33 protein-coding genes are annotated in these 25,272 nt (G+C 64.7%); 22 read left to right on the top strand and 11 right to left on the bottom strand.

The features are described from left to right. Position 1: 1 nt before the first annotated feature. Genes HFP57_RS12905 through HFP57_RS12895 form a run of 3 tightly spaced genes read left to right on the top strand, consistent with a single transcriptional unit; the run spans position 2 to position 2,596 of the window. A complete protein-coding gene (locus HFP57_RS12905) occupies positions 2-1,252 on the top strand; it encodes a serine hydrolase domain-containing protein (RefSeq protein WP_176870167.1) in 1,251 nt (416 codons plus the stop codon). Further along, complete coding sequence (locus HFP57_RS12900) at positions 1,245-1,589, top strand: TraR/DksA family transcriptional regulator (protein WP_176870166.1); 345 nt, start codon at positions 1,245-1,247, stop codon at positions 1,587-1,589. Before HFP57_RS12905 ends, HFP57_RS12900 begins: the two co-directional genes overlap by 8 nt. After that, complete coding sequence (locus HFP57_RS12895) at positions 1,577-2,596, top strand: DUF3616 domain-containing protein (RefSeq protein WP_176870165.1); 1,020 nt, start codon at positions 1,577-1,579, stop codon at positions 2,594-2,596. The genes HFP57_RS12900 and HFP57_RS12895 overlap by 13 nt, the downstream gene beginning before the upstream one ends. Positions 2,597-2,600: 4 nt before the next feature. Here HFP57_RS12895 and HFP57_RS12890 read toward each other — a convergent pair whose 3' ends face one another. The 3 genes from HFP57_RS12890 to HFP57_RS12880 all read right to left on the bottom strand — a co-directional run bounded on the left by HFP57_RS12890 (position 2,601) and on the right by HFP57_RS12880 (position 4,566). Then, the gene (locus HFP57_RS12890; RefSeq protein ID WP_176870164.1) at positions 2,601-2,870 is read right to left on the bottom strand and encodes a hypothetical protein; all 270 of its coding nucleotides are present in this window, start codon (positions 2,868-2,870) and stop codon (positions 2,601-2,603) included. Positions 2,871-2,932: 62 nt separating this feature from the next. Continuing rightward, the gene (locus tag HFP57_RS12885; RefSeq protein ID WP_176870163.1) at positions 2,933-3,415 is read right to left on the bottom strand and encodes a MarR family winged helix-turn-helix transcriptional regulator; all 483 of its coding nucleotides are present in this window, start codon (positions 3,413-3,415) and stop codon (positions 2,933-2,935) included. Continuing rightward, on the bottom strand, positions 3,415-4,566 hold the full coding sequence (locus tag HFP57_RS12880; protein WP_176870162.1) for an Acg family FMN-binding oxidoreductase: 1,152 nt from the start codon (positions 4,564-4,566) through the stop codon (positions 3,415-3,417). The genes HFP57_RS12885 and HFP57_RS12880 overlap by 1 nt, the downstream gene beginning before the upstream one ends. Before the next feature lie 612 nt (positions 4,567-5,178). On the opposite strand from HFP57_RS12880, the gene HFP57_RS12875 reads away from it, so the two are divergent. The 7 genes from HFP57_RS12875 to HFP57_RS12845 all read left to right on the top strand — a co-directional run bounded on the left by HFP57_RS12875 (position 5,179) and on the right by HFP57_RS12845 (position 11,205). Further along, on the top strand, positions 5,179-7,092 hold the full coding sequence (locus HFP57_RS12875; protein ID WP_176870161.1) for a ribonucleoside-diphosphate reductase subunit alpha: 1,914 nt from the start codon (positions 5,179-5,181) through the stop codon (positions 7,090-7,092). Then, positions 7,083-7,388 carry a hypothetical protein gene (locus tag HFP57_RS12870; RefSeq protein ID WP_425500713.1) on the top strand — a complete coding sequence of 102 codons (306 nt, stop codon included), beginning with the start codon at positions 7,083-7,085 and terminating at the stop codon, positions 7,386-7,388. Before HFP57_RS12875 ends, HFP57_RS12870 begins: the two co-directional genes overlap by 10 nt. Continuing rightward, positions 7,385-7,801 (top strand): endonuclease domain-containing protein, encoded by a 417-nt coding sequence (locus tag HFP57_RS12865; protein ID WP_176870160.1) that lies wholly within the window; start codon positions 7,385-7,387, stop codon positions 7,799-7,801. Before HFP57_RS12870 ends, HFP57_RS12865 begins: the two co-directional genes overlap by 4 nt. Before the next feature lie 78 nt (positions 7,802-7,879). Next, the gene (locus HFP57_RS12860; RefSeq protein ID WP_176870159.1) at positions 7,880-8,929 is read left to right on the top strand and encodes a ribonucleotide-diphosphate reductase subunit beta; all 1,050 of its coding nucleotides are present in this window, start codon (positions 7,880-7,882) and stop codon (positions 8,927-8,929) included. Between the two features lie 116 nt (positions 8,930-9,045). Further along, positions 9,046-9,990: a hypothetical protein gene (locus tag HFP57_RS12855; protein ID WP_176870158.1), complete on the top strand. Its 945-nt coding sequence runs from the start codon at positions 9,046-9,048 to the stop codon at positions 9,988-9,990. Positions 9,991-10,035: 45 nt separating this feature from the next. Then, complete coding sequence (locus tag HFP57_RS12850) at positions 10,036-10,374, top strand: hypothetical protein (RefSeq protein ID WP_176870157.1); 339 nt, start codon at positions 10,036-10,038, stop codon at positions 10,372-10,374. Positions 10,375-10,572: 198 nt separating this feature from the next. Continuing rightward, on the top strand, positions 10,573-11,205 hold the full coding sequence (locus HFP57_RS12845; protein WP_176870156.1) for a hypothetical protein: 633 nt from the start codon (positions 10,573-10,575) through the stop codon (positions 11,203-11,205). 272 nt (positions 11,206-11,477) lie between these two features. Here the strand turns inward: HFP57_RS12845 and HFP57_RS12840 are convergent, their stop codons facing one another. Continuing rightward, a complete protein-coding gene (locus HFP57_RS12840) occupies positions 11,478-12,083 on the bottom strand; it encodes a thermonuclease family protein (protein ID WP_246263159.1) in 606 nt (201 codons plus the stop codon). A gap of 150 nt (positions 12,084-12,233) precedes the next feature. On the opposite strand from HFP57_RS12840, the gene HFP57_RS12835 reads away from it, so the two are divergent. Both HFP57_RS12835 and HFP57_RS12830 read left to right on the top strand, forming a co-directional pair. Then, a complete protein-coding gene (locus HFP57_RS12835; RefSeq protein WP_176870155.1) occupies positions 12,234-12,566 on the top strand; it encodes a TraR/DksA family transcriptional regulator in 333 nt (110 codons plus the stop codon). A gap of 7 nt (positions 12,567-12,573) precedes the next feature. Then, positions 12,574-13,116 (top strand): hypothetical protein, encoded by a 543-nt coding sequence (locus HFP57_RS12830; protein WP_176870154.1) that lies wholly within the window; start codon positions 12,574-12,576, stop codon positions 13,114-13,116. Positions 13,117-13,132: 16 nt separating this feature from the next. Here HFP57_RS12830 and HFP57_RS12825 read toward each other — a convergent pair whose 3' ends face one another. Both HFP57_RS12825 and HFP57_RS12820 read right to left on the bottom strand, forming a co-directional pair. Continuing rightward, complete coding sequence (locus HFP57_RS12825; RefSeq protein WP_176870153.1) at positions 13,133-13,504, bottom strand: limonene-1,2-epoxide hydrolase family protein; 372 nt, start codon at positions 13,502-13,504, stop codon at positions 13,133-13,135. Then, positions 13,501-14,175, bottom strand: a complete 675-nt coding sequence (locus HFP57_RS12820; protein ID WP_176870152.1) for a GNAT family N-acetyltransferase — start codon at positions 14,173-14,175, stop codon at positions 13,501-13,503. Before HFP57_RS12820 ends, HFP57_RS12825 begins: the two co-directional genes overlap by 4 nt. 269 nt (positions 14,176-14,444) lie before the next feature. Between HFP57_RS12820 and HFP57_RS12815 the strand changes: the two genes are divergently transcribed. Then, complete coding sequence (locus tag HFP57_RS12815; RefSeq protein WP_176870151.1) at positions 14,445-14,717, top strand: YjhX family toxin; 273 nt, start codon at positions 14,445-14,447, stop codon at positions 14,715-14,717. A gap of 48 nt (positions 14,718-14,765) precedes the next feature. Here the strand turns inward: HFP57_RS12815 and HFP57_RS12810 are convergent, their stop codons facing one another. Next, positions 14,766-15,377, bottom strand: coding sequence for a YdeI/OmpD-associated family protein (locus HFP57_RS12810; protein WP_176870150.1), 612 nt, complete (start codon positions 15,375-15,377; stop codon positions 14,766-14,768). Between the two features lie 121 nt (positions 15,378-15,498). Between HFP57_RS12810 and HFP57_RS12805 the strand changes: the two genes are divergently transcribed. The 5 genes from HFP57_RS12805 to HFP57_RS12785 all read left to right on the top strand — a co-directional run bounded on the left by HFP57_RS12805 (position 15,499) and on the right by HFP57_RS12785 (position 18,594). Continuing rightward, positions 15,499-16,362 carry an SDR family oxidoreductase gene (locus HFP57_RS12805; protein WP_176870149.1) on the top strand — a complete coding sequence of 288 codons (864 nt, stop codon included), beginning with the start codon at positions 15,499-15,501 and terminating at the stop codon, positions 16,360-16,362. A gap of 155 nt (positions 16,363-16,517) precedes the next feature. Continuing rightward, positions 16,518-16,862 carry a hypothetical protein gene (locus tag HFP57_RS12800; RefSeq protein WP_176870148.1) on the top strand — a complete coding sequence of 115 codons (345 nt, stop codon included), beginning with the start codon at positions 16,518-16,520 and terminating at the stop codon, positions 16,860-16,862. Between the two features lie 187 nt (positions 16,863-17,049). Further along, positions 17,050-17,592, top strand: coding sequence for a hypothetical protein (locus tag HFP57_RS12795; RefSeq protein ID WP_176870147.1), 543 nt, complete (start codon positions 17,050-17,052; stop codon positions 17,590-17,592). A 147-nt stretch (positions 17,593-17,739) separates the two neighbouring features. Continuing rightward, the gene (locus HFP57_RS12790) at positions 17,740-18,111 is read left to right on the top strand and encodes a glycine zipper 2TM domain-containing protein (RefSeq protein WP_176870146.1); all 372 of its coding nucleotides are present in this window, start codon (positions 17,740-17,742) and stop codon (positions 18,109-18,111) included. Positions 18,112-18,183: 72 nt separating this feature from the next. Beyond that, complete coding sequence (locus HFP57_RS12785; RefSeq protein ID WP_176870145.1) at positions 18,184-18,594, top strand: hypothetical protein; 411 nt, start codon at positions 18,184-18,186, stop codon at positions 18,592-18,594. On the opposite strand, the gene HFP57_RS12780 is transcribed toward HFP57_RS12785, so the two are convergent. Further along, positions 18,591-19,181, bottom strand: a complete 591-nt coding sequence (locus tag HFP57_RS12780) for an SOUL family heme-binding protein (RefSeq protein ID WP_176870144.1) — start codon at positions 19,179-19,181, stop codon at positions 18,591-18,593. The two genes, HFP57_RS12785 and HFP57_RS12780, sit on opposite strands and share 4 nt — an antisense overlap. 51 nt (positions 19,182-19,232) lie before the next feature. After that, on the bottom strand, positions 19,233-19,652 hold the full coding sequence (locus HFP57_RS12775; RefSeq protein ID WP_176870143.1) for an ExbD/TolR family protein: 420 nt from the start codon (positions 19,650-19,652) through the stop codon (positions 19,233-19,235). A gap of 60 nt (positions 19,653-19,712) precedes the next feature. Here HFP57_RS12775 and HFP57_RS12770 point away from each other — a divergent pair, with 60 nt between their 5' ends. Then, entirely contained in the window at positions 19,713-20,210 is a 498-nt protein-coding gene (locus tag HFP57_RS12770; RefSeq protein WP_343045232.1) for a DUF1330 domain-containing protein, read from the top strand. Between the two features lie 4 nt (positions 20,211-20,214). Here HFP57_RS12770 and HFP57_RS12765 read toward each other — a convergent pair whose 3' ends face one another. After that, positions 20,215-20,436, bottom strand: a complete 222-nt coding sequence (locus HFP57_RS12765) for a hypothetical protein (RefSeq protein WP_176870142.1) — start codon at positions 20,434-20,436, stop codon at positions 20,215-20,217. A gap of 115 nt (positions 20,437-20,551) precedes the next feature. On the opposite strand from HFP57_RS12765, the gene HFP57_RS12760 reads away from it, so the two are divergent. Further along, positions 20,552-20,986: a hypothetical protein gene (locus HFP57_RS12760; RefSeq protein WP_176870141.1), complete on the top strand. Its 435-nt coding sequence runs from the start codon at positions 20,552-20,554 to the stop codon at positions 20,984-20,986. 128 nt (positions 20,987-21,114) lie between these two features. Continuing rightward, positions 21,115-21,891, top strand: coding sequence for a hypothetical protein (locus HFP57_RS12755; RefSeq protein ID WP_176870140.1), 777 nt, complete (start codon positions 21,115-21,117; stop codon positions 21,889-21,891). Between the two features lie 95 nt (positions 21,892-21,986). Here the strand turns inward: HFP57_RS12755 and HFP57_RS12750 are convergent, their stop codons facing one another. Further along, on the bottom strand, positions 21,987-22,811 hold the full coding sequence (locus HFP57_RS12750; protein WP_176870139.1) for a hypothetical protein: 825 nt from the start codon (positions 22,809-22,811) through the stop codon (positions 21,987-21,989). Positions 22,812-23,531: 720 nt separating this feature from the next. On the opposite strand from HFP57_RS12750, the gene HFP57_RS12745 reads away from it, so the two are divergent. After that, a complete protein-coding gene (locus tag HFP57_RS12745) occupies positions 23,532-25,271 on the top strand; it encodes a bifunctional helix-turn-helix transcriptional regulator/alpha/beta hydrolase (protein ID WP_176870138.1) in 1,740 nt (579 codons plus the stop codon). The last annotated feature ends 1 nt before the right edge of the window (position 25,272 follow it).

Genomic DNA, 25,272 nt, shown 5'->3' with positions numbered 1-25,272 from the left:
CATGTCGCCGATCCTCTGTTTGATCGCAACCTGCCTTTTGGGCGGTATAGCAGCCCAGTCGGAAACCGGGGCGGAACCCGTCCCGGCGGCCGATCCCGTGATCGGCTGGGCGCGGGTCGAGTTCGATGCGAACGGCATTGTGGAGAGCGCCGCCGGCGGGCTCGCCGATCTGGATACCGAACGGGAACTGACCGTCGACGACCCGGTGCGCATCGCGAGTATTTCGAAGCTCGTGGTCGCGCTCGCCGCGGCAAGGCTAGTCGAGGAGGGCGCGATCGACCTGCGCGACGATGTCTCGATTCATCTCGGCTGGCGGCTCCGCAATCCGCATTTCCCCGACGAGGTCATCACGCTGCGCGCGCTGCTCGACCATCGGGCCGGTGTACGCGACACGGCCGGTTATGCACTACCGCTCGACGCCGATCTCGAAGCGTGGACCGGCCAGCCCGAAGCCTGGGACGCCGAACACCCGCCCGGCTGGTTCGCCTATGCCAATCTCAACTTTCCGATCATCGCCGCGGTTCTGGAAGGCGCGACCGGCGAACGCTTCGATCGTCTCATGGCGCGCACCGTTTTCGAGCCGCTCGGGCTCGACGCCTGTTTCAACTGGACGACATGCAGCGACGAAGCGCGCAGCCGAGCGGTGGCACTGTATCGACCGGATGGTGAAGTCGCGCGCGACAGCCAGCGCGCAATCGCGGAGGACTGCCCCGCCACACCGGCTCGCGACGGCAGCTGCGATCTCGACACCTACCGCCTCGCCCGCAACGGCGCCGCGTTCAGCCCGCAGGGGGGCTTGCGGATTTCGGCAAGCGATCTCGCCCGTATCGGCATGCTCTTCCTGTCGCGCGGCGAGGGGACGGAATTCGCCTTTGTCGGCCGGCACTACCGCCGATTGCCGCTGATCCCGATGCTCTACAGCGGCGGCCGCGCGCCGATCACGGCAAATGGTGAAAGCGCGGGCGGCTTCTTTTGCCGCTACAACCATGGCGTCCACACGCTGAACGGCGATGGCGGCGAGTGCGACGACGATCTCTTCGCGACCGGCGCCGTCTATAGCGGCCATTCGGGCGAAGCCTATGGCCTGCGGTCCGGGCTCTGGATCAGCCACGAGGAAAGGCGCGGCGTCGCCTATTTCGCGACCGGCCTGCCGGAAACGCCCCGCCCCGGCCGCTCGGCCTTCTCCGCCGTCGAGGAACGGCTGGCGCAGGACTTGCCGCTCGAAACCTATAGACCGCCAGCCGATGACTGATCTGTCCGACACCCGGATCGCGCATTTCCGCGCAAAGCTTGTCGCCCTGCGCGCGCAGCTCAGCGGCGAGGACGCGGGCGCGGCGGAATGGCGCAAGCCGGTCGAACTCGACCAGCAGAGCGTCGGGCGGCTCTCGCGGATGGACGCGATGCAGCAACAGGCGATGGCCGATGCCGAAGCGCGCCGCCGCCAGTCCGACATCGCGCGGATCGACGCCGCGCTCCGGCGGATCGACGAGGGCGAATATGGCTGGTGCCTGTCCTGCGGCGAAGCGATCGCCGCAAAGCGGCTCGAGATCGATCCGATGGCCACGCAATGCGTTGCATGCGCGTCCTGACCCTCACCCTGCTTACGGGGCTGGCCGGCTGCGGCGGGACACCCGAGGCAGCGCCGCCGCTCGAGACGGGCATCACCGTCGCCGGGCATTTCGGCGAAGATGGCGCGCCGTCCGAGGATGTGAGCGGCCTGGCCTGCGACTGGCAGCACGGGGCGGGCGGCATGCGCTGCCTTGCCATCGAGGACGAGGGCGATGCGGCGCAATGGGCTTCGTTCGACGGCGCGATCCTCGCCGCGGGCCGGCGGTTCGGGCTGCTCGGCGTCGGCCAGCCGCTCGGCACGCCGCCGCGCGATATCTGTTCGGATGCCGATCCGGACAATCGCGAGCTGGACGGCGAGGCCGCGGCGTTCGACGACGGCGTCTTCTATGTCACGGGGTCGCATGGCTGTTCGCGCAACAGCGACGAATTGCGCCCCGCCAGCTTCATCGTCGCGCGCATCGCACCGGACGATCCGGCCGGCGAGATCGTGGCGGGAACCGTCGCCATCGCGACCAGCCACCGGCTGTCCGGCATGCTGCGCCGCGACCCCGCGCTCGCGCGCTTTTTCGGCACCTCGCTGCGCGCGGGTAACGGCCTGACGATCGAAGGGCTCGCGGCGCGCGGGGACCGCATCGTCTTCGGCCTGCGCGCGCCGGTCGTCGACGGAACGGCCTATCTCTTCGAAACCAGCGCGACGGCGCTCTTTTCGCCCGATATCGTCGGCCCCGGCCGCGCCGTTCCGATCGCGCTCGGCGCGGATGCGGGCGTCCGCGATCTTGCCTTTCTTCCCGACGGGCGATTGCTGATCCTGTCCGGTCCGGCCCAGGATCAGGACGTGCCCTATCGCCTCCATCTGCGCGGCGCGGACGGTGCCGCTCCGCTGCTTGCGACCATCGATGCGCCGCGCGGCGGCAAGGCGGAGACGATGGCGATCACCGGCATCGACGGCGATACTGTCTCGCTGCTGATCCTGTTCGACGGGGTCGCGGATGGCGCGCCGCAGCGGCTCGCGATCCGCCTGCCCTAAATCCCTAGCGTTTGTTCATCTGGGTCAGCATCACGAAGGTGCCGATATTGAGCGCCGTGTAGGCGCCGTAGATGAACAGCACCATCGGCTGGCCCTGTTTCGCGAACCAGAGCGCGCCGACGAGGAAGACGAATTCGATCGCATAGCCGCCATAACCGCCGCCGAAGCGGTGCAAGGTCTGGGCGATCTCGGCGAATACGGGACCGCGCCCCTCCATCACGCTGCGATGGAGAAAGATGTTGGCGACGCCCATGAGGAAGACGATCCAGATCATGGGTGCGATGATAACCGATCGCACGCCCGACCGACAGGGGACGCGACCGCCACCGGCGCCGCTCAGCCCGGCCGCCGCTCGTCGAGGATGACGCGCAATTTGGTGAGGGTCGGCAGGATCGCTTGCAATTCCCTTTCCGACATATGGGTCATCAGCTCGGCATAGAGCGGCCCCAGCGCGTCGAGCCCGGCCTGGCGCGCCGCCCTCCCGGCTTTCGTGATCGCCACCCGGCGGATCCGCCGGTCGCGCGAATCGCTTTTCAGCTCGACCAGCCCCTTGTCCTCGAGCTTGCGGACGGTGGACGACATGGTCGGCTGGCGCACCTGGAAGGAGCTGGCCAGCTCGCCGATCGTGCGTTCGGCCTCCATCCGCAGCAGGTGATTGAGTACGCCATATTGGGCCTGGGTCATGCCGTCGGGCAGGACGCTTTCGAACAGCGTGCCGGCAAGCTGGGCGATGATGCCGATCTCGGTCATCACCAGATTGCCGAGCGGATCGCCCTTCAGCCCCGGTCCCTTGGGCGCCGTTTCCCCGGGTTTTCCCATCAGGCGTCGATCAGCCGGCTGGTCAGCGGCCAGCGCGGCGCGGGCTGCACGGCCGGCGCATGGCCGATCCGGAACAGCCCCTGCACGCGCGCCGGGGCAGCGATGCCCAGATGCTCGTGGAGGCGCACATATTGCCCGGCCATTTCGGGAAACTCCTGCAAGACCTGGCTCAGCGGCTGCATCGCCAGCCCCTCCCGTGTAGCGGCGAGCTGGACCCGAAGCCAGGCGGCGCCGGTCGCGAGCTGCGTCGCCCGGCTATTGTCCGGCGTATGGAGCCAGAGCATCGAGGGGCTGGCATCGATCAGCGCGGTGTACATGGTGATGCCCTCGGCAAAGGCATAGCTGTCCGGATCGGCCAGTGCTTGGCGCGTCACGATGCCGAGATTGTTCGCGGCTTCCATCACAGGCCCGTCGAGAATGATGCCGTCGGGATTGGCGACCGCCTCGTCCGCGCCGATCCGCATCACATCGATGCTTTCCTGCAGCGTGCGCGGCGTTCGATATTCGATCAGCCAGGCATCGGTCGCGATGGCCTTGAGCGCCTCCACTTGGCCCGCTTCGTTCGCCCAGCCCATCGCGATTCCATCGGGCAGGGCCGCGCGCAAGGCGGCGAACTGCCGGTCGGTGACGGGGCGGGGTTCATAATGCTCGCGATTCGTATGCCGCTCCAGCACGAGATCGAACAGCGGATCCGTCGCGATGCCCGGTTCGCGGACCAGGCGGATATCGGCGATCGGGCGATCGTCGAAAACGGGCTGCGGCTCGCCTTCTGGAAAAGGCGTTATCTCGGCGCGATATCCCTTTTCCGCAGCCGCCATGCGCAACTGCTCGAGGAACGCGCCGAAGCCGATCGTGATCTGGCGGCAGGGCGGATCGGTTTCGGGCAGCATCCGGTCGAGATCGGCGGTGATGCGGATACCGTCCTCGCCGATCAGCTCGATCAGCCAGGGCTGCTTGTTGTGCGGATTGGGCGCGAGGATCGCATAGGCGAGGATATCGAGCCGCGGATCGCCGAACCCCTCGGCCGCCTGCCGCCATGGTTCGCGCGCTTCGGCGAGGCTCGGCGAGAAGATGTCATAGGCGAACAGGCCGCCCCCGATAATGACGGCGCTGGCGGCACCGGTGACGAGAATCCTGCGGCGTGTCGGCATGGCGAAACTCCTATTGCATATGTAACTATATAATAGATAGCTATATAAAATGTCAAATACCGGAACCCGTCATTCCGGACTTGATCCGGAATCCAGAGCCAAAAGCGTCGTCACCTGCCGCCCTGGATTCCCGATCAAGTCCGGAATGACGATTTCGTTTAGCAACGACGTTCGCGTTCGCTTTTCCGGATGAAACGCAGATCAGAGCAAAATTTTTTCGTTCCCGGTCCGTTCCCTTGCAATCCCGCAAGGCCAGTTCGGTCCATGCGTCGCTGCACCTGCGAAGGGAGCCGCCTGCGACGAACCGAGTCAGAATAGCGGTGAATCGAATCACAAATTTCCGGTTAACCCTCTTGTGCCCGACTCGCGGTTGGGACACTATGGCTAGTGGTTCGGCCGGGGGCCTACCCAATAGGTTGTGGTAATGCGCCGCGATCGCGTTTCGCGGCACCCACTCCTATTGTCTCCTGCGGACGAACCCGTGTGGATATCGGGGACAAGGTCAAATGAGTTCCCGCAAGGCCAAAAAAGGGGTGTAGGAACGGAGTTTCCGACTCGAACGAAGTAGGAACATTCCTATATAGGAAATGGTGGTAAAGGGGTATTAGGGCAATGGATCTGGCGAATAACGGCGAAGTCACGGTGGACGATGTGATCGAGGCGATGGACGCACCGAAGACGGATGAGACGGCGGAAGAGGAGCTGACCAGCAAATCGATCCGCCCGCAAATGCATCCGATCGAGCAGGATGAGTCGCGCGACGACCTGCTGACGGAATTCGGCAAGGAGACGCTGAAGGACCGCTACCTCCTGCCCGACGAAAGCTATCAGGACCTCTTCGCGCGGGTCGCATCGGCCTATGCCGACGATGCAGACCATGCGCAGCGGCTCTACGACTATATCTCGAAGCTCTGGTTCATGCCGGCAACGCCCGTCCTTTCGAACGGCGGCACGGGCCGCGGGTTGCCCATCTCCTGTTATCTCAATTCCGTATCCGACAGCCTCGAAGGCATTGTCGGAACCTGGAACGAGAATGTCTGGCTCGCCAGCCGCGGCGGCGGCATCGGCACCTATTGGGGCAGCGTGCGCGGGATCGGCGAACCGGTCGGCCTCAACGGCAAGACCAGCGGCATCATCCCCTTCGTCCGCGTGATGGATTCGCTGACGCTGGCGATCAGCCAGGGCTCGCTGCGGCGCGGCTCGGCGGCCTGCTATCTCGATATCTCGCATCCCGAGATCGAGGAATTTCTCGAAATCCGCAAACCGAGCGGCGACTTCAACCGCAAGGCGCTGAACCTCCATCACGGCGTACTCGTGACCGACGAGTTCATGGAAGCCGTGCGCGACGGAGCGGAGTTCGACCTGAAATCGCCCAAGGACGGCAGCGTCCGCGCCACCGTCGATGCGCGTTCGCTGTTCCAGAAGCTCGTCGAGACGCGGCTCGCGACCGGCGAACCCTATATCGTCTTCAACGACACGGTGAACCGCATGATGCCCAAGCATCAGCGCGATGTCGGGCTGAAAGTTTCGACCTCCAATCTCTGCTCGGAGATCACGCTCCCGACCGGCATGGACCAGCACGGCAACGACCGCACCGCTGTCTGCTGCCTCTCTTCGCTCAATCTCGAAATGTGGGACGAGTGGAGCGAGGAGCCGATGTTCATCGAGGATGTCATGCGCTTCCTCGACAATGTGCTGCAGGACTATATCGACCGCGCGCCCGACGAGATGGCGCGGGCCAAGTACAGCGCCGAGCAGGAACGCTCGGTGGGCCTGGGCGTGATGGGCTATCACAGTTTCCTGCAGGCGCGCGGCCTCGGCTTCGAGAGCGCGCTGGCGAAAAGCTGGAACCTCAAAATCTTCAAGCATATCCAGACCAAGGCGTCCGAAGCCTCGATGATGCTGGCGAACGAACGCGGCCCTTGCCCCGATGCGGCGGACCAGGGCGTGATGGAGCGGTTCAGCTGCAAGATGGCGATCGCGCCGACCGCCTCGATCAGCATCATCTGCGGCGGGACGTCGGCGTGCATCGAGCCGATTCCGGCGAACATCTACACGCACAAGACCCTGTCCGGCAGCTTCATCGTCAAGAACAAATATCTTGAGGAACTGCTGCAGGAAAAATCGAAGGACAGCGCCAATGTCTGGAATTCGATCCTCGAGAAAGGCGGCAGCGTCCAGCATCTCGATTTCCTGAGCGCCGAGGAGAAGGACAGCTTCAAGACCAGCTTCGAGATCGACCAGCGCTGGCTGCTCGAACTCGCCGCCGATCGCGCGCCCTATATCGACCAAGCGCAGTCGCTCAATCTCTTCATCCCGGCCGATGTCGAGAAATGGGATCTGCTGATGCTCCACTTCCGCGCCTGGGAGCTCGGCATCAAGTCGCTCTATTATCTGCGGTCGAAGAGCGTGCAGCGGGCGGGCTTCGCCGGCGGCGTCGACGCCGACAATACGCTCGACCCCAAACAGGTCGAACTCGCGACGGCGGAGAGCACCGATTATGACGAGTGCCTGGCGTGCCAGTAGGCGCACGCGCCTTTAGCCCTCGCGCCGTTGCGGCGCTCGCAACGCTCACCATCCTGCTCCCCCTCACTTTGGCGGGCTGCGCGGCGCAGCAATCGGGCGGGGGCGTTGCGGCCGAAGCGCCGGGCTTTCTGCTCGGCGTGTGGCACGGCTTTATCTTCCCGGTCGCCTGGGTCGTCTCGCTGTTCATGGAGGAGGTCGCGATCTACGCCGTGCCGAACAATGGCGGCTGGTACGATTTCGGCTATTTCGTCGGCATCGTCTTTCTCGGCGTCGGCGCCCGGAGCGCGAAGCGATGACGCGCGATACCCTGCCTGCGAACGCTATCCAGCGCGCCCGAGCCCTGCGACGTAACGCGACGACGGCCGAGTCTATAATATGGTATGCGTTGCGCGAAAAACTGCCCGCCGCGAAATTCCGTCGGCAAGTACCGCTCGGCCGTTATATCGCCGACTTCGCCTCGCATCGCGCAGCACTGATCATCGAAGTCGATGGCGGGCAGCATGCTGAGCGTACCGAACAGGACGCCATCCGGACACGGTTTCTCGAAGGCGAAGGCTATCGCGTTCTTCGCTTCTGGAACAAAGACGTGCTGTCGAATACCGACGGCGTGCTTGAGCGGATCGCCACCGCCCTTCCTTCTCCCCTTGTGGGAGAAGGTGGCCCGAAGGGCCGGATGAGGGGTGTGCGACGAAGTTGCGCGCCGGCCTGAGGCCGGCCCCCTCACCCCGACCCTCTCCCACAAGGGGAGAGGGAGTAACGGACAAATTTACGATTTGGAGTTTGATTGATGTCCCTTCTCGAAGCCCGCAAGACCTACAAACCCTTCGAATATCCCTGGGCGTACGACTTCTGGAAACGCCAGCAGCAGATCCACTGGATGCCCGAGGAAGTGCCGCTCGGCGAGGACTGCCGGGACTGGGCGCAGAAGCTCACCGATCACGAGCGCGCACTGCTCACCCAGATCTTCCGCTTCTTCACCCAGGCCGATGTCGAGGTGCAGGACTGCTATCACGACAAATATGGCCGCGTGTTCAAGCCGACCGAGATCAAGATGATGCTGACCGCGTTCAGCAACATGGAGACGGTCCATATCGCCGCGTACAGCCATCTCCTCGATACGATCGGCATGCCCGAGAGCGAATATTCCATGTTCCTCGAATATGAGGAGATGAAGGCCAAGCACGATTATCTGAACGAGTTCGGCGTCGACACGGACGAGGATATCGCCAAGACGCTCGCCATGTTCGGCGGCTTTACCGAAGGGCTACAGCTCTTCGCGTCCTTCGCCATGCTGATGAACTTCCCGCGCTTCAACAAGATGAAGGGCATGGGGCAGATCGTATCGTGGTCCGTCCGCGACGAGAGCCTGCACTGCGAAGGCATCATCAAGCTCTTCCACGCTTTCTGCGAGGAGCGCGATTGCCTGACGAAAAACGTCAAGGAAGAGATTATCGATTGCTGCCAGAAGACGGTGCGGCTCGAAGACGCGTTTATCGATCTCGCTTTCTCCGAAGGCGCGGTGCCCGGCATGACGGCCAAGGAGATCAAGCGCTATATCCGCTACATCGCCGACTGGCGCCTCGGCCAGCTCGGCCTCCCCGCCGTCTATATGATCGACGACCATCCTTTGCCCTGGCTCGCGCCGCTCCTCAACGGCGTCGAGCACGCCAACTTCTTCGAGACCCGCGCGACGGAATACAGCAAGGGCGCGACGCGCGGCGACTGGAACCAGGTCTGGGACAGCTTCGACGAACGCAAAAAGGGCAAGGCCAACGACGACGAGGGCGAGGACGAAGGCGAGGACATGTTCGGCGAGAAGCCGGTGGCGGCGGAGTAGGGTGCGAATTGAGGAATCACCTTACTGTTCTCGTTCTAGGCGCAGGATCGAGTAAGAATTTTGGCTTACCGCTAGGGGATGGGCTTCGTGACCTGTTGGCTCACGACCTGAATATAATGTTTGACGATTTTGGTAGCCAACTCGAAAGTGGCAGTCCGCAAATCGTTGAGGCTTTGCGGCATTTGGTACGACAAAGTGACGGACAAGGGGGCGATATCAATCCACATCGCGCGGCAGCGGTGCAGATCGCTAACGCCATGACTTTTTCTGCTTCAATTGACGAGTATATCGAGCGGCACAGCGCTAATCACCTGAAGGCTGACTGCGCGAAACTTGGCATCGCCAAGGTGATCGTCGAGGCGGAACGCGGATCGAGCATATATGTTGACAAATATTCGAGTGGCGGCGGATTGCCGCAATCAGCCGCGCAGAGCTGGCTCACTTCGCTGCTAAGGGACGTAACTCGCGGATTGGGTGTGGCTGATTTGAAGAGCGCCTTTCGGAATCTCTACATCATCAATTTCAACTACGACCGATGTGTCGAACATTTTGTGTTTCACTGGTTGCGGCAAGTCTACGAAGTCGATGAGTCTGAAGCGGCGGAAATCGCTAGAACGCTGAGGATATATCACCCCTACGGTAGCCTAGGAAATTTACCCTATCAGGATGGTGGCGAGAAAATCGAGTATGGAGCACAGGCTAATCCGACAAACTTGGTACGAATGGCGAAGAGGATAAGGACATATTCGGAAGCGCGCAGCGAAGATACAGCGCTCGATTACGCTCAACAGCAAATCTCCCGCTGTACGAATCTAGTCTTTTTGGGATTTGGATTTCTTGAGCAAAACATCAAACTGCTGACTTTGCCAGAGCACCTGTCTCGCACGACATTGCGCTTTTTCGCATCGACGTACGACATTCCGAGGCCAAAGTGGGAACTCACAAAGGAGAGAGTTAGTACTGCGTGTAAGGTACAAGCTCCAAATGGTGTATTTACCGATAAAGTAGATGGTGACTGCGAGGCGTTTTGGAGAGAGTATGGTGAAAACCTGACTCAATAGTTTGGAATATTCCCTTTCCCCCGCACCCGCCCTATCCTCCCGCCCATGTCCGACAGCACGCCCTCCAAACGCACATCCTGGAACGGCGCTGCCATTGCGCAGGGGCGGATGGTCGAGCTGGCGCGGGAGCCGGGGCGTTCGGTCGGGCTAACGCTGCACGATAATGGCGACCTCACCATCGATTGCTGCGATGGCGGGCCGCTGGTCGAGGGGATGATGGGCGATGGCGATTATGAGCGCTTCTGCACGGTGGAGGCGAAGGACGTCCCCCGCCTCGCCGCCGTACTGCTCCACGCCGAATTCGAAGGCGATGCCCAGGCCGTCGACCATTTCAAGGCGCTGTGCGACGCCTATGGCATCAAGGCGCGGATCACGAGTTGGTAGGTCGGCCGCTTTCGTCATTCCGGGCTTGACCCGGGAAGCGAAGCTGATCTGCGATCAATCCAGAGCCAAGAGCGACGCCGCCTGCCGCCCTGGACCCCGGATCGAGTCCGGGGTGACGGACTTTTATCCAATATGCTGTCCTACAATACACCATATAGGTTATAATAGGCATTTTCATTGAACCGAGGAGATGCCATCATGGACTCGCTTGCCCCCGTTCCACCCGACGAACCCGACGCCGATACCGCCGCCTCCGAACCCGCCGACGCCGGCGATGTCCCATCCCCTTCCGTCCTCGATTTCACGCCCGCCTCCCCGCGCAGGCAGCGCAATGGCTGGTCGGCGGAGCGGCAGCGATTGTTCGTCGAAACGCTCGCCGAAACCGGTTGCGTGCGGGAGGCGGCGGCCGCGGCGGGGATGAGCGCGCGATCGGCATACCGGCTGCGCGCGCGGCCCGACGGGGAGGCGTTCGGCCATGCCTGGGAGGCGGCGTTGCGGCTCGCCTCGTCGCGGCTCGTCGCGCTGGCGTTCGACCGGGTGGTGAACGGCATGCGCGAGGAGACATGGAAGGAGGGCGAGCTCGTCGCGACGCGCATCCGCCCGTCAGAGCGGCTGCATCTCTTCCTGCTCAAGCATCTCGCGCCGATGACCTATGGCAATCTTTCCGGCCTGATGGACGTTGTGATCCGGGACCCGGTCGATCGCGCCCGCGACGACCTTGCCGAGCTGACCGGCACCCTCGCCGACGTCCCGCCCGACGCGTGCCCGCCCGATCCGCTGCCTTTCGGCGAGAAGGCGGTGATCGACTGGCGCGATGCGCCGCAGGCTTGAGGTTTGTCAGACTAAACCTGTCGGTTTAGCGCGGCACCGGCCCGCTCCCCCTCCCGGCCTCCCATTGAGTGTACCCTGTTGGGAGGCCGGGAGGGGGAGCGGGCCGGTGCCGCGAACTTCCGATAGGAAGTTTCTGACAATCATAAAAACTCTGCCGCGCTCGACTGATAAGTCGAGTCTGACAAACAAATCCTCTCACACGCGCATAGGCGGGACTTCTTGTGACAACTGGCCGGAAAATCCTTTGGAATCAGCGGGTCGGCAAAAACGGCTCAGCCGCACCAGCTGCGCCGGCCGCCGCCATAGGCGCGCGCGAGCCCCTCGCGGATCAACACGCGGCCGACGGGCGTTCCATCGACGCGCACGCGGCGCAGAAGGCGCCCGTACCGGTCTCGGTCGCGGCCGGCGCGCTCGAGCGTCACCGCGCCGCTGTTGAGCAATACGTGCAACCGGTGTTTCGCGGCCTCGCCCAGCCGCTCCTCTTCGGCGCAGCGGGGCGGCGAGAGTTCGGGCGTGTCGATATCGAGGATGCGGATCTTCTGCCCCGCCATCCAGAAGGTGTCGCCGTCGACGACGCAGTTCAGGCGCGGGCCCGATCCGCAGATAGCGAAGGATATGGAGCGGGCTGCGGGAGCGGAAGCGGGGCCGGCTGCGGGCGCCGCGAATGGCCGGGCGTCGGTTGCGGCGGGGCCGGCGCGCCGCTCGGCGAATTCGAGGCCCCACATGCCGGCGATCGCGACGATCAGCGCGATCATCAGCAGATAGGGCGCGGTGAGCCGGTTCGCCCGGCGATCCGCAAGCCGGTAGATCGTCGCCTCGCGATGCGCGCCGTGCCAGGAGCGGCGATGGGGTTTGGGCGGCCGTGCCATGCGGCGCATATTGCCCGCTTACCGGCAAAGATCGCGTTAAGCCTGCTCCGCTTTCGCGCCGTTCCGGAGGCATTTGAGCCAGATCAAAGCCGGGCTATCATGGGGGGCGTAGATCGGGCCCGTAGACTGTACCCGACTTGTCAGCAGGAGCCATGCATAATGACCGACCTCTCGATCGATGGGGCCCAGTCCCGCCTCGAAGCCCAGCTCGCCGAGCTGGAGAAGCGGGAGGCGCATCTGGCGCGCGATCTCGCCGAACCGCTGAACGCCGATTCTTCCGAGCAGGCGGTCGAGATGGAGGACGATCAGTCGCTCGAGGCGCAGGCGCTGCTCGTCACCCGCGAGATCGCCTCGGTAAAGCGCGCGCTCGCGCGGATCGAAGACGGCGAATACGGGGCCTGCGTGCGCTGCGGCGGCGATATCAATCCCAAGCGGCTGGAAGCGCGGCCCGAAGCGGCGCTCTGCATCCATTGCGCGTCGAAGGAAGGATAGCCGGGCGGTGATGCGCGGCCGCCTCGTCCTGGCCATGCTCGCCGCGCTGCCGCTCGCCGCGGCCTGCGCCAATGGCGGAGAGGACGCGGACGGGACGATGGACGGGGGCGAAGCGAGCGCCCCGATCGAGGATGCCGGGATCGCGCCCGAAGAGGCGGCCGGTCTCGTGCGGCGGGTGGCTGCCCTGTACGCGGATCCCTTCGCCGTCGATCCGCTTGATCCGCCGCTGCCGATGACCGAGGAGCTGGCCGCGCTGTTCGCGGCCGAGCGGCAGGCGGCCGCGGCCAACGAGGGGCTGGCGCCGGTGCTCGACTATGCCTGGCATGTCGACGGGCAGGACGCGGAGATCAGCGAATTGGAGATCATGCACGAGCCGGTCGCGCCCGGGCTGGTCGCGATGGTCGCGCGCTTCCGCAATTTCGGCGAGCCGCGCGCCGTCCGCTATGTCTGGGCGCGGCGCGGCGAGGACTGGCTGCTCGCCGATATCGTGATCGGCGAGAGCGAGGACGCGATGGCGGTCACCCTGTCGGAAACGCTGCGCACGCGGTGAGCGCGGTTCAGCCGGTTCAACCGCCCAGCGCCCGGGTGTAGGTCGCCATGTCGAAATAGTCGCGCCACATCGCGATCTTGCCGTCTTCCATCTCGAACACGCCGCAACAGGGCAAGTCGATCTCGATATCGCCGACCCTGGTGCGGTCCAGCCGCTCGGCGATCACCGTGTCGCCCTCGCCCATGATGGTGAGGATGTCCCAGTCGGTCCGCGTCCAGTTGGCGATGAACCCGCCGATGAACTGTTCGAGCGCGGCATGGCCGCTCACCGGCGCGGCGGGCATATTGTGATAGGTGCCGGTCTCGGTGAAATAGCCGGTCAGCTCCCCGGCATCGAGGCGCGACCAGGCAGCGATGAAGTTCCGGATGATGGCGATATTGTCGGTCATGGCTTTCTCCCTGTTGTATCGGCCGCACCGGTCGGCGGCATGGCCTCTTCGATCGGTGTCCGCGCAGCCCATTCGGCGCGCGTGACTTCCCAGACCAGCGAGGGCCGGCTCGTCCCATCGTCGCGATAGCTCGTCACTTCGCCCATCCGCCGGAAGCCGAGATGATCGAGCAGCCGCGCCGTACGGACATTGTCGGGCGCGGCGGTCTCGCAGATCAGATCGAGGCCAAGCGCTTCGAACATCCAGGTAAAGCCGCGTTCGGCGCCGAGGATGCCGCGGCGATGGCCCTGCCGGTCCGGATGGACGGCGCCGCCCATTTCGCCCGCCGCCCAGTGCGGCCAGATCGCGAGATCGGTATAGCCGCCGATCTCGCCGCCGCTGAAATTCAGGAAGAGCAGGCCCGCGCCGCGCTCGCGCTCCTCCAGATGGCGTTCGATGAATCGGCGGATGCTGTCCCGTGTCAGCGGCCGCGGCAATGTATAGATCGGCGCATGGATCGCCGGATCGCTCAGAAAGGCGTGGAACAGGTCGGCGTCTTCGGGCGTGGCGAGGTGCGAGCTTTCATTGTCGGTGGCCATCGCCGTCGCCGAGCGGACGGCCGCGCGGATCGCCGCCTCGGTATCGGCCGGGGCCGGGTTTCTCGTGATCGGTATCGCGCTCTTTTCCGCCATTAAGGGACGCTTCGCTCCGTAGATGCCCCGGTACGGGATGTTGCCGATCTCTATCTGTACTGCTAAGCGCGCCACCGCAAACAAGACCAGAGTGTTTTATGAAGGAAATTGTCGCCCGCTGATGGACGGCCCGGGACAGGTTCCCGGTGGCCCGTCGGTTCGCAACCGCCCGCCACGCTCGGCTGAGCCTGGCGGCGTTCTGTTGCGCCTGTCCACCTCGGCAAGGAGCCGGCGGGAACGTTCCGCCCGCTCCGGGGTCACGATTTCCAATGAATATTTCGAAATATGAGCAGCGCACGCTGCACGTGCTCGCACAGGGCGGGCACATCAAACATGAGCATGAAAACCGCTGCGACGGCGCACGCGGACGGATCACGGCCATTACCTGCTTCACGCGGGAGGGCCATGTCCTTTCCGACTGCACGATGAGCGTCTTCCGAAAGCTCAAGCGCCGCCGGCTGATCATCAGCCGCGGCAGCGGACCGTACCGGATCAGCCGCAAGGGGCTCGACGCGGTCCGGCCGCAGCCGGACAACCGCTAGAAAGGCAGATGTTTCGCCAGTCCCGGGATCGGGACTGGCGGGCATCGCTCAGCAGTTTTCGTACTTCCAGTTTCGTTTCTTGCCCTCGGCCAGCCACTCGACGGCCGTCGCGATCCGCTTGTCGCGCGTCGCTTCGCGCTTGGCCCCTGCGATCCATTCGACATAGTCGCGCCGCGCGCCGGGCGGGAAACCGTCGAACACAGCCTGCGCCTCCCTATTGACGGCGAGCGCCTCGGCAAAAGGCTCCGGCAACGGGGGAACCGCAACCGCCGGCTTCTTTGCCTTTTTCGGCAGACCGGTCTTTTCCAGCGCGATCGCCTGCCGGGTCAGCGCGACGATCGCATCGTCCGGCGGCAGATCGTCCATGCTCTCGATCCGGCCGAGCCGTCCCATCGCGTCGCCCGCCTTGTCCTCGAGCCCCAATCCCTCGAGATCGAACTCCTTGTCGCGCGAAAAGCTGAGCACGGCATGCTCTTTGAAGCTCGCCATGATCGCCAATGTCCGCCCCTTGTAGAGAAAGGCGGGCGCGCCCCATTTGATCCCCTCTTCAATCGCATCGTCCACGCCATGCAGCATCGCGCGGATATGGCGAAGGATCGGCTGCGCGAAGGCGCCGGTGCGCTCTTCGATATAGGCGTCGATGCGGGGATCGCGGGTCATGGCGATACTCCTGTTTTACGGTCGAAACCGGATATAGCGCAAAGCGGCTGTCCGTTCCAAAACGGGCAGTATAGAAAATGCTGCGCAGCATGGATGCAGCACAAGCGGGAGCGAGACGGACATGGACACGCACAATAGGGCCGCGGTTATCACCGGCGGAGCGTCGGGCATCGGCCGCGCGCTGGCCGAAACCCTGGTGGCGCGGGGCGGACGGGTCGTGATCGCCGATGTCGACGGTGCGGAAGCCGGGCGTACGGCCGAGGCGATCGGTGACGCCGCGACGGCGATGGTCTGCGACGTCCGCGATGTGGCCGCTGTCGAGCGGCTGGCGGAGGAGAGCTGGGACATGCTCGGCGGCGTTGACCTGGTCTTTGCCAATGCCGGTGTCGGGCCGGGCGCACCGTTGCTCAAGGGCGATCCGGCGACCTTCGATTTCATCTACGAGGTCAATATGCGGGGCGCCTGGGCGACCTGCGCCAGCTTTGCCCGGCTGATGATGGCCGAACGGCGGATCGGCCATCTGTGCATCACGGGTTCCGAGCACAGCCTCGGGATGCAGCATGCGGGCGCGGGCTTCTATTCGGCAAGCAAGGCCGCGGTGCTCGGCCTCGCCGATGTGCTGCGTGCGGAGATGCCGGACCACATCTCGGTCAGCCTGCTTTGTCCCGGGCTTACGGCGACCCGGCTCTACGAGACCGGCCGGAATGACGACCTCCCCGCAACGCCCGAACGCGCGACAGAATTTACCAAGGCGATGCTGGCCCGCGGCATGGCGCCGGCGCATATTGCCGAGACCGCGCTCAAGGGTATCGAGGACGGCGCCTTCATCATCCCGACCAACGCCGCGCCGCGCCCGGCGGTCGAGAAGCGTGCGGCGGAGATCATGCAGGGCTTCGACCGCTACGCAACCGACGGAGCGGAGGCCGAGCGGTACAGCGTGCCGCACGTCATGGCCGAAGTGCGCGAAGAGATGAAACGCGACTGACGCTATCGTTCAGCGAAAGGCGCACGAAACCCGAACGTCGCCCGCTCGTCGCGCGCCGGCCTCCACTGGCCGCGCGGCGGGAACCATGGACTGCGATCGGATCGTTACCGTCCTGCCCGGCTGGTTCGACCGGGTATCCGATAAGGAGATTTGTTATGCGTATCCCCCCTGTCGCTATCGGCACCGCCATCGGTGCCGCGGCTCTGATCGCAGCCCCCGCCGTCGCCGGTGACCGCGGCCACCGGGCAAGCGAAAATCTGCTCGACGCCCCGATTGCCGGGGTCGAGAACGATTATTGGTACGATTATCTGGCCGATGTCTTCGAAGCCGAGCAGGAACTGCAAAGCGACCTCGCCCGCGCGACCGACCCGGAAGACCGCAACGATGCCTGGGCGGAATATTACAATGAACTCGCCGACGCGCGTGACGATTATGCGGGCGAAATGGCCGAACGCGGATATCGCGTCGGCCGGGTGACGCTCGGCAACGGCGACCGTTAGGCCCGTTTCCCCTGTGCCGGGGCGTGCAGCCCCTTTTTGTCGCCCTCCCAGACGTGAATGGCGGCGCCCCGGCATCCATCCCTTGCCGTCACAGGCGCTCGCCGCGCGGTCCCGTCTCTCGTCGAAAAAGACTGGGCAGTCGACCGCCCCCCGCGCATGATATGCTTCCGGCCGAGGGAGATAATATATGCGCCTGTTCCTGTGCGCCGCCGCACTGCTGTGCGTCGCCATATCGGCCACGCCATCGGCAGCGCAGGATGCGCCGCCCGAACCGCCAGCCGTCGCTATCGAGCAACTCCGCCATGCGATCGGCCTGTGGAATGTCGAGACCGATTTCATCGCACCCGACGGCAGCGTAACCCGAACCCTTGCCGGCCAGTACCGGTTCGGCTGGGTGGTGCCCGACCGCATCGTATCGGGCATGAGCACGATTCCGGAACTCAACCAGGCATCGGCGATCCTGTTTTTCGTCCGGCCGAGCCGGAACGAAATCGAAATGGCGTCGGTCGGCGCGGACGGGCATTTGTGGCGGATGATCGGCCCCGACACGAGCGAAGCGCGCACGACGCCGAACACGGTCATGGCGGACGGATCGATCCTGATGCTGCGCTTCACCCGCTACGACGTCGAGCGCGACCGGTTCCGGTCCCGCATGGAAATGTCGACCGATGGCGGCGAGACCTGGCGGCTCGGCAATCGACAACGTTTCGTGAGAGCCGAAGAGAACTGAGCCGCGCCGGAAACTGATCGCAGGAATCGAACCGCCGGTCGCGGAAACGTCGATCGCGGCGGATCGTTGCCGGTCATTCATGCAACCGCGGCTAGCGTTCGCCGTTGAGGGTTCATTGTCGCAACCCCTTGTTGAGAGGAATGTTCGATGCGTAAAACAGTGATTGCCTGTGCCGCCACGATCATGGCCACGGCCGCCGCACCGGCGCTTGCCGGATCCGGCGAATACGGCCCCGCCTGGGGCGAGACGGCCCACCCGGCAGGATTCACCCAGATCGCCTATTATGACCGCGACGACGACGATTATTATCGCGGACGCGTCTGGCGCGATCGCGACGGCCGCTATCGCTGCCGACGCGAAGACGGCACGGTCGGCCTGCTGATCGGCGGCGCCGCCGGGGCGCTGCTCGGCCGCGAGATCGACGGCGGACGGGACCGCACGGTCGGAACGATCGTCGGCGCGGGCGTAGGTGCGCTCATCGGCCGCGAGATCGACCGCAGCGACTCCCGCTGCGAATAATCGGCCGCCGACAGGCGCACCCGGCCTTTCCCTGCCGCCCGGCCCGTCATAGACTGGGCGGCGGAGAAAGCCGTGGACGCACCGCCGACACAATATCGGGTCATCGAACGCGGGCGTAAGCTGATCGTTCTCGATGCGCGCACCAATCTGCCGCCCAAACAGGCGGCGGACCTGCACCCCGCGTCGAAGGAGAGAAGGCCGGCGGAGCCCGAGCGCGCTCGGCAATCCGAACCCCAGGCCGGCCGACAACCCGCCAAACGCGAATATCCGGACGGGTTCGAACGCCTGGCCGATCTGAAATTTCTGCGGCGTTCAGACCGGGACAATGAAGGCTTGCACCCGGCCTCGATCGGGATCGGCGCCTTTGCGATAGCCATGGTCTTCGCGCTCATGATCGGCGGCTTCACCGGATTCCTGATCGCCGCGGCGGCGATCGTCATCGCGGGCAACGTCGCGCTCAAACATGCCGGCAAGCGGCGCTAGGCGACCGGGATCAAAACCTCGTTGCGCCGCAAGGGGCCCGGGATGAAGGGCGAATTGTAAAACGCATATTCGACGTCGCCGGCCGGTTCGAGGCTGTTCGCAGCCATCCATTCGCGCAGATCCGCTTCATGGGCCGCCAGCGCCTCATCGTCGGCATTGCCCGAAAAACGGATCGCGGCGACCTTGCGCGGCGGCTGTTCGACGAGCGTGACGCCGGGCGCCGGCTCGGGCAGTTTCGCCTTGCCGAGCCGTCTGGGCATCACGAACCGGGTCCGCCAGCCGGCCTCGTCCGCCGCCCGGTCGGAAAGGACCGGCGATGTCATCGCGATCTTCTTGCCGGGGCGCGAGCGCGCGAAGATATAGTCGGCCAGCACGCGGAAGCCGTTGCCGAGCGCGGTTTCGCGCTGCCCTTCCTGGACCGTCTCGGCGACCATCATCGCCGGATAGGCGCGCAGCGCGAAGCGGCCTTCCTCGATCAGCAGGTCGTAATCCGGCTTCTCGCTGTTGCGCTCGTTGAGATAATAGGCGGCAGCCGCCACCGCCGCTGTACCGGCCGCCGCGGCGGCAATCCATCGTGCTTTTCCCATGCGCCGTCTTGTGCCGGGATTTGCCGCTCCGTGCAAGCGAAGCGCCGCGTCTCAGAAACCGTCGGCAAACGCCCCGTTATCGACGAAACCGAGCCGCGTGACACCCGCCCGGCTGATCTCGGCCAGTATCTGGTCGACCCGTTCGTACCGGGCCTCGGACGCGGCCGCGATTTCGAGCATCGGCAGGGCCGGGTCGGCCGCCAGTTCCCGGAGCCGCGGGCCGAGTGCGCCGTTCGACAGGGGCCGGTCGTCCCAGAATATTGCGCCCGACGGCGTGATCGACAGCCGATGGGTGGGTGGAACGACACCCTCGGCGAGACCGCCAGACGGCAGTTCGACAGGCACCTTGTGGGTCAGCACGGGCAGCGCGACGAGGAACATCACGAGAAGAACCAGCATCACGTCGATCAGCGGTGTCGTATTGAGCTCGCGCATCGGCTCGGCGGCGGGCGGCGTCATCAGGTTCGGCATCCTCATTCTCCCTCTAAGCATCGCAAGATATATCATAACATTCCCAACGATGGAAAGAGCATGGGGAGCACGATCGCCTTTCGGCTTGACGGCCCGCCCGTCCCGCGCGACGCTGAACACATGACAGACGCGCATTATGTCGATCCGAGCCGCACCAATTTCGAGGCGTTCAAGGCGCTCGACCGGGACCAGCCGGTCGCGATGCTGAACCTCGTCCGGTTCCGCGACAAGGCCGAGTATCCGGACGACCATCCGATGGCGGGGAAGGGATTGAGCGGCGCGGAGGCCTATGCGCTGTATGGCGAGGAGAGCGGCCCGATCTTCGAACGGGTCGGCGGGACGGTATTATGGTCGGGCGAGCCGCAGACGATCGTTATCGGCCCGGAGGATGAGCGCTGGGACACGGCATTCGTCGCCCATTATCCCAAGGCCGGCGATTTCCTCGAAATGGCCACCGATCCCGATTACCGCAAGGCTGTGGTTCACCGCCAGGCGGCGGTCGAAACTTCGCGGCTGATCCGCCACAAGCCCCGCGACCCGGGCAGCGGCTTCGGCTGATCGCCTAGAAGATCCCGCCGCCGAGCATCAGGCGGAGAATGCCGACCACCATGATGATCAGGTTGAGGTTGCGGCCGCCATTGCTGTCGGACAACAGCCCGATCACCAGTCCGATAAAGGCGACCGGCAACATGAACCAGTTGACCCAGCCGAGCAGCGGGATGAGGCCGACCAACGTCAGCAGGGCGGCAAAGAGACCGACCAGGATCGAAACTAAATTGAGCATGTCGTCTGCACCTGTGGCCAAAAAAGCTGTGTTAGTGATATAGGTCACTCGGTTTGGCGCTTCAAGGGCGCTATGCGATAAACCGTCCATCAAACGGTTTCGGGGGAGGAAAGACATGCGAACGACACATATGGTCTCGGCGGTCGCCTTGCTGGCGCTGGCGGCGTGCGGCGGATCGGACGAACAGGTCTATCGCGGACCCGATGGCGAAGAGGTGCGGGTCGAACGCGGCGGCGACGGGACGACCACCTATCGGAGCGCGGATGGAGACGCGGTGATCACCACCGGCGGGTCCGGCGCGGAGATGCCCGGCGGGCTACCCGCCTATCCGGGCGCCGATACCAGCCGCGGCATCGCCATCAACACGACCGCGCGGGACGGCGGATCGGGTCAGGTATCGAGCTTTCAGACCGACGATTCGCCGGCCGAGGTCATCGCATTCTATCGCGCCGCGCTCGAACGTGACGGCTACCGGATCGCCGCGACGATGGATATGGGCCAGACTCAGATGATCGCCGCCGAACGCGATGGCGGCGGCATGGATGGCTGACAGCCAGGGCGGCGCGCGGCCATATTCGTGAAGAAATCGTAAATTTTTTGGCCGTTCACCATATTTCTGCACCTTTTGGTAACCTTTGGTCGCGAAAATCCGGCGCTTCCGACAAGGAGCCGCGCATCATGACGCTTAACCGATTCTCAACGACAGCCGCCGCCATCGCGCTGAGCCTGGCGCTCGCCGCCTGCGGGACCGGCCAGACCGACACCGATACCGAAGCGCTCGACGAAGCGCTGCTCGGCGAAGCGGACAATAGCGATCCCGCGCTCACCACCGCCCTCGAAGACCAGATCATGATCGATCAGGAACTGGCCGGCCAGTCCAACGCAAACGCGGCGCTCCCCGGCGATGCCGTGAGCGGCGCGCCGATCCCCGAAACGCTGCACACGATGCGCGACGCGCAGGAAGCGATCAGCCAGGGCCGCCTGCTGCCGGCTCCCACGCCGACCCGCGGCGAGGACTGCGTCGATTGCGCCAACGGCCGTAGCGCCGCACAGGGAGAAACGACGCTCGGCGCGATGGCTGGCCGTCAGGCGAACGAGCCACAGGTCGACAGCTGCGACGGCACGGTCGAGTACGGGATGGGATGGGCGACGACCTTGCCCCGCGCGTTCGACGTCTATCCGGGTTCGGAAGTCGCCGAAGCCGCCGGCTATAATCAGGATGGCTGCCGTATGCGGGTGGTCAGCTTCCGCACGACCGCATCGATGGATCTCCTGCTCGACTGGTACTACACCCGCGCCGTGCGCTCGGGCTATTCCTCCGAACACCAGCTGCGTCACGACAATAATGTGCTCGGCGGATTCCGCGCGCGCGATGAAGGCGCCTATTACATGATCTTCGCCCCGCGGCGTGGCGGCGGCACCGATGTCGACGTGATCGTCAGCAACGGAAGCTGATCGGGCGGACCGCGCCGGGGGACGTCTCTTGGCGCGCTTGCCGGTCTCCCACACACCGCAGTCGGCATGGAAGACCGGAAAAGCGCGGCGCCCGGCTACATCGTCGCAACACTGATCGATCCGTTGCCCGGGTTGCGGCGGCACGCGATATCTCCACCACCGCCATTCTGATCCGACAGCGCCACGGCATCGCTCAGGCATCGGCCGAGCACGGCATGGCCGTCTTCGTTCGGATGCGCCGAATCCTGGCATCGCGCGAAGATGCCGGTCGCATCGTCGGCGCAGGGCAGCACCAGCTGTTGCCATTGCCCGGCAAGCGTCCCGCCAAAGGGCGCCGGAATCTCCCGCGCCAGTTGTTCGGCCGGGGGCGTGCGGAACCAGATCGGATTCCATAGCGCGCCGGCGGGACTGTCCGCATTTTCGCAAAGCCGGCCACCGTCGAACGCCCGCTGCACGTCCAGAAAGACGATATCGTCGTCCGGATATTCGTTGCGCAGCCGATCGGCGACGTCGCGCGCAACCTCCGACAGCATGAGCGCCATATCGTCGCTCTGCTCCATCGAGCCGAGATGGAGCGGGCAGCCCGCCGCATAGCGTTCACGCGCCAGAGCCGCGAACCGGCCCCGCGTGTCCCGCCGGCCGTCCTCCCGCTCGAATTCTTCATGCGGTTCGGTCGCGAACGGGCTCGCATAGCCCTGGATCACGAGCTTCCAGTCGCCGGGCTGATAGCCGCGCAGCCGCATCCCCGCGATCAGCTGCCGCAGACCCGCTTCATACGCATCCCGGATCGTGTTGAGCTGCGTCTGGGTGTAGAAATCGACGGCAACGCAGCCGTTGCGGTCCATCGTGTCCTGCACGTTGGGAAACACCATCGCGCCTGCGCCGGTGTTGAAGGTCTCGATAACGGCGTTCTCGGCCATCCCCCGGCCGGCCCGCCGGCGGCATCGGCCATGAAAGCGGCATGGCAGAAACTGAGCAGGCCGCTGAAATTGTTCACCGAGTTGTTGGCGCCCATGCCGACCAGGACGAGCTCGACATCGTTGCCCGATGTCTGCGCCCAGTAATCCTCGAGCTGCGGCGCGACCTGTTCGGTGACCATGCCCGGCTGACCCGCGGGAATGACGAAGGTCGGATTGGCACGGGTCAGGTCTTCGGGATCGGCACCGCTGCATGCCAGATTCAGCCGCTCGTCGATGCCGGGCAGGTTCGCCACGAAGATCGAGGCGTTTTCGGACCGGTGGCAGCTGTAGGGGTCGGTGTTCGTCGCCGTGACGAATAACGGATTCGGGCGCGTTCCGTTCGCAGCCATTGCCGTATAACTGCGCGCACCGTCTCCCGTAATGAAATCCTCAGCGCCTTCGCCGCTGACGAAACTGTCGCCGAGCGCGACGGCCATTTTGGGCCGGGCTTCCCGCTCGGCCGGGTCGCAACTGGCGGCGGTCAATGTCAGCAGAAGCGCCAAGCCGCCCCAGACTGTGGCTGTGCTACGTGATTTTCTTTTCATGTCAGGTCCTTCCCTGTGGTTGGTCAGGCGACCCTTTTATCGTTGCGGACAGCCTGCCGGTCGATGCCGTTTCGCGCATCGTTCAAATGAACTATGAAAACGATATCGGAGAAAAATGCCGGGGAGCCTGGATCGATTGGCAAAAGACGCCGACCTCATAGGGCTTATCTACGACCTGGTTCTCGATCCCGGCCGGTTTCCCGAACTGGTGGATTCGCTCGGCGAGGGGGGCGGGCCGTCGCCCGGCGAGCGTGAAGGCATTGGACGCCATATCCGACGCGCCTGTGCCATGTTCGACCAGCTCCAGCGCGACGAAAGCCGAGGCGGCCTTGCCGTTCTGCTCGCGCATGAACAGCAGCCCAGTTTTCTCGTCAGCCGCGACGGCCTCGTCATTACCGCGAACGAACTGGCGCTGGCGGCCTACGGAGCCGGACCCGGGGACCGGCTGACGGATTTGCTCGCGCCGTACGAAGCGGCCGAAACGCTCGCCGATGTGTTGCACCGGCTGGCCATGGCGGGCAGCCGCGGCCAGGAAGCCGAGATCCTCAAACTGGAAGAAAACGGGTGCGGAAAACCGCTCCTGCTCTCGCTCACCCCGGTGGAGACCAAGGAAGCGGCGACGGTGATCCTTGTACGGACACCCGCTCTGGTCTGGTCCGATACGCTGCGGCAGGGCCTGGCGCGGATATTCACCCTGACCGAAGCCGAGCTGGCGGTCCTCGAAGCGCTGATGCTCGGTCACGATCCGACCCGCATCTCCGTCCTGCGCGATACGCATATCAGCACGATCAGGGCGCAGCTGCGATCCCTGTACATGAAGACGGGAACCAAGGGCCAGACCGAACTGATGCAAGCGGTTTTCGGTCTTTCGCGTCTCGTTTCCGCCAGCTTCCCGGCCGGAGCCAAAGTCGGTCGAACGTCGGGCCCGGAAGCCGGGGCGGACAGCATCGCCGCTCCGGTATCCGAGCGACGCTATCCGACGCCCGATCTCGACTGGTTCGAACGCGGCTCACCCGACGGCGCGCCCGTTCTGACCATGCATGACGAGCTGATCGGCGACGCCTTTCTGCTGGCGCTGGCGCGGTCGCCACTCGGTGCGGATCTGCGCTATATCGTCCCGGTCCGGTCCGGCTATGGCGCCGTGGCGGAGATCGCCGACGAGACAGTGCGCACCCGGGCACTGACCGCATCCTGCGCGGAGCTGGTTGCCGGGCGCTGTAGCGGGGAGCCGGCGACGATACTGGCCCATGGCAACGGATTCTACTTCGCAGCATATTTCGCCTGGCAGCATCCGGATCTTGTGCGGCGGATCGTCGCGATCAGCCCAATGACGCCCATTCGCAACGACGACGACCTGGACGGCATGCCGCGCTATAACGGCTTTGTCAGCGCCGCCGCCCGCAAGGACGGCAAGCTGCTCGAATTTATCCTGCGTGCCGGTTTCTCGCTCTACGGCCGGATCGGTCCCAAGCGGTTCGCCAAGATGGTCTTCTCGCATCCAGACGACCGGCGACTGCTCGACCGGCCGGATATCGTCGACTGTCTCGCACAGGGCGCCGAACTGGTCGGAAGACGCCATCACGGGTTGCTGGAGGACGAGAAATCGGTGCGCGGCGATTGGAGCGCCATGCTCGCCGAATGTGGCTGTCCGACCCGGTTTCTGGTCGGTGAAAGCGATACGTCCCGCCGATGCCGGGTCGAACGGTCCGCCGCGCGCATGAAAGATGCCTGCGTGACGATCGTGCCCGGGGCGGGGCAGCTGCTTGCGTTCGGTGCTCCGGACAGCGTCCTGGCCGCGCTGGGGGAAGGACAATCCGACGGGCGGGCGGACGCGCCGAACGCTTCGCGCTTGCCGTCCCGTCGGTCCGTCCCCTAGA

Origin of the sequence: Parasphingopyxis algicola (assembly GCF_013378075.1) — a bacterium.
GTDB classification, from domain to species: domain Bacteria; phylum Pseudomonadota; class Alphaproteobacteria; order Sphingomonadales; family Sphingomonadaceae; genus Parasphingopyxis; species Parasphingopyxis algicola.
This window is presented reverse-complemented; position numbering and strand designations above follow the sequence as displayed.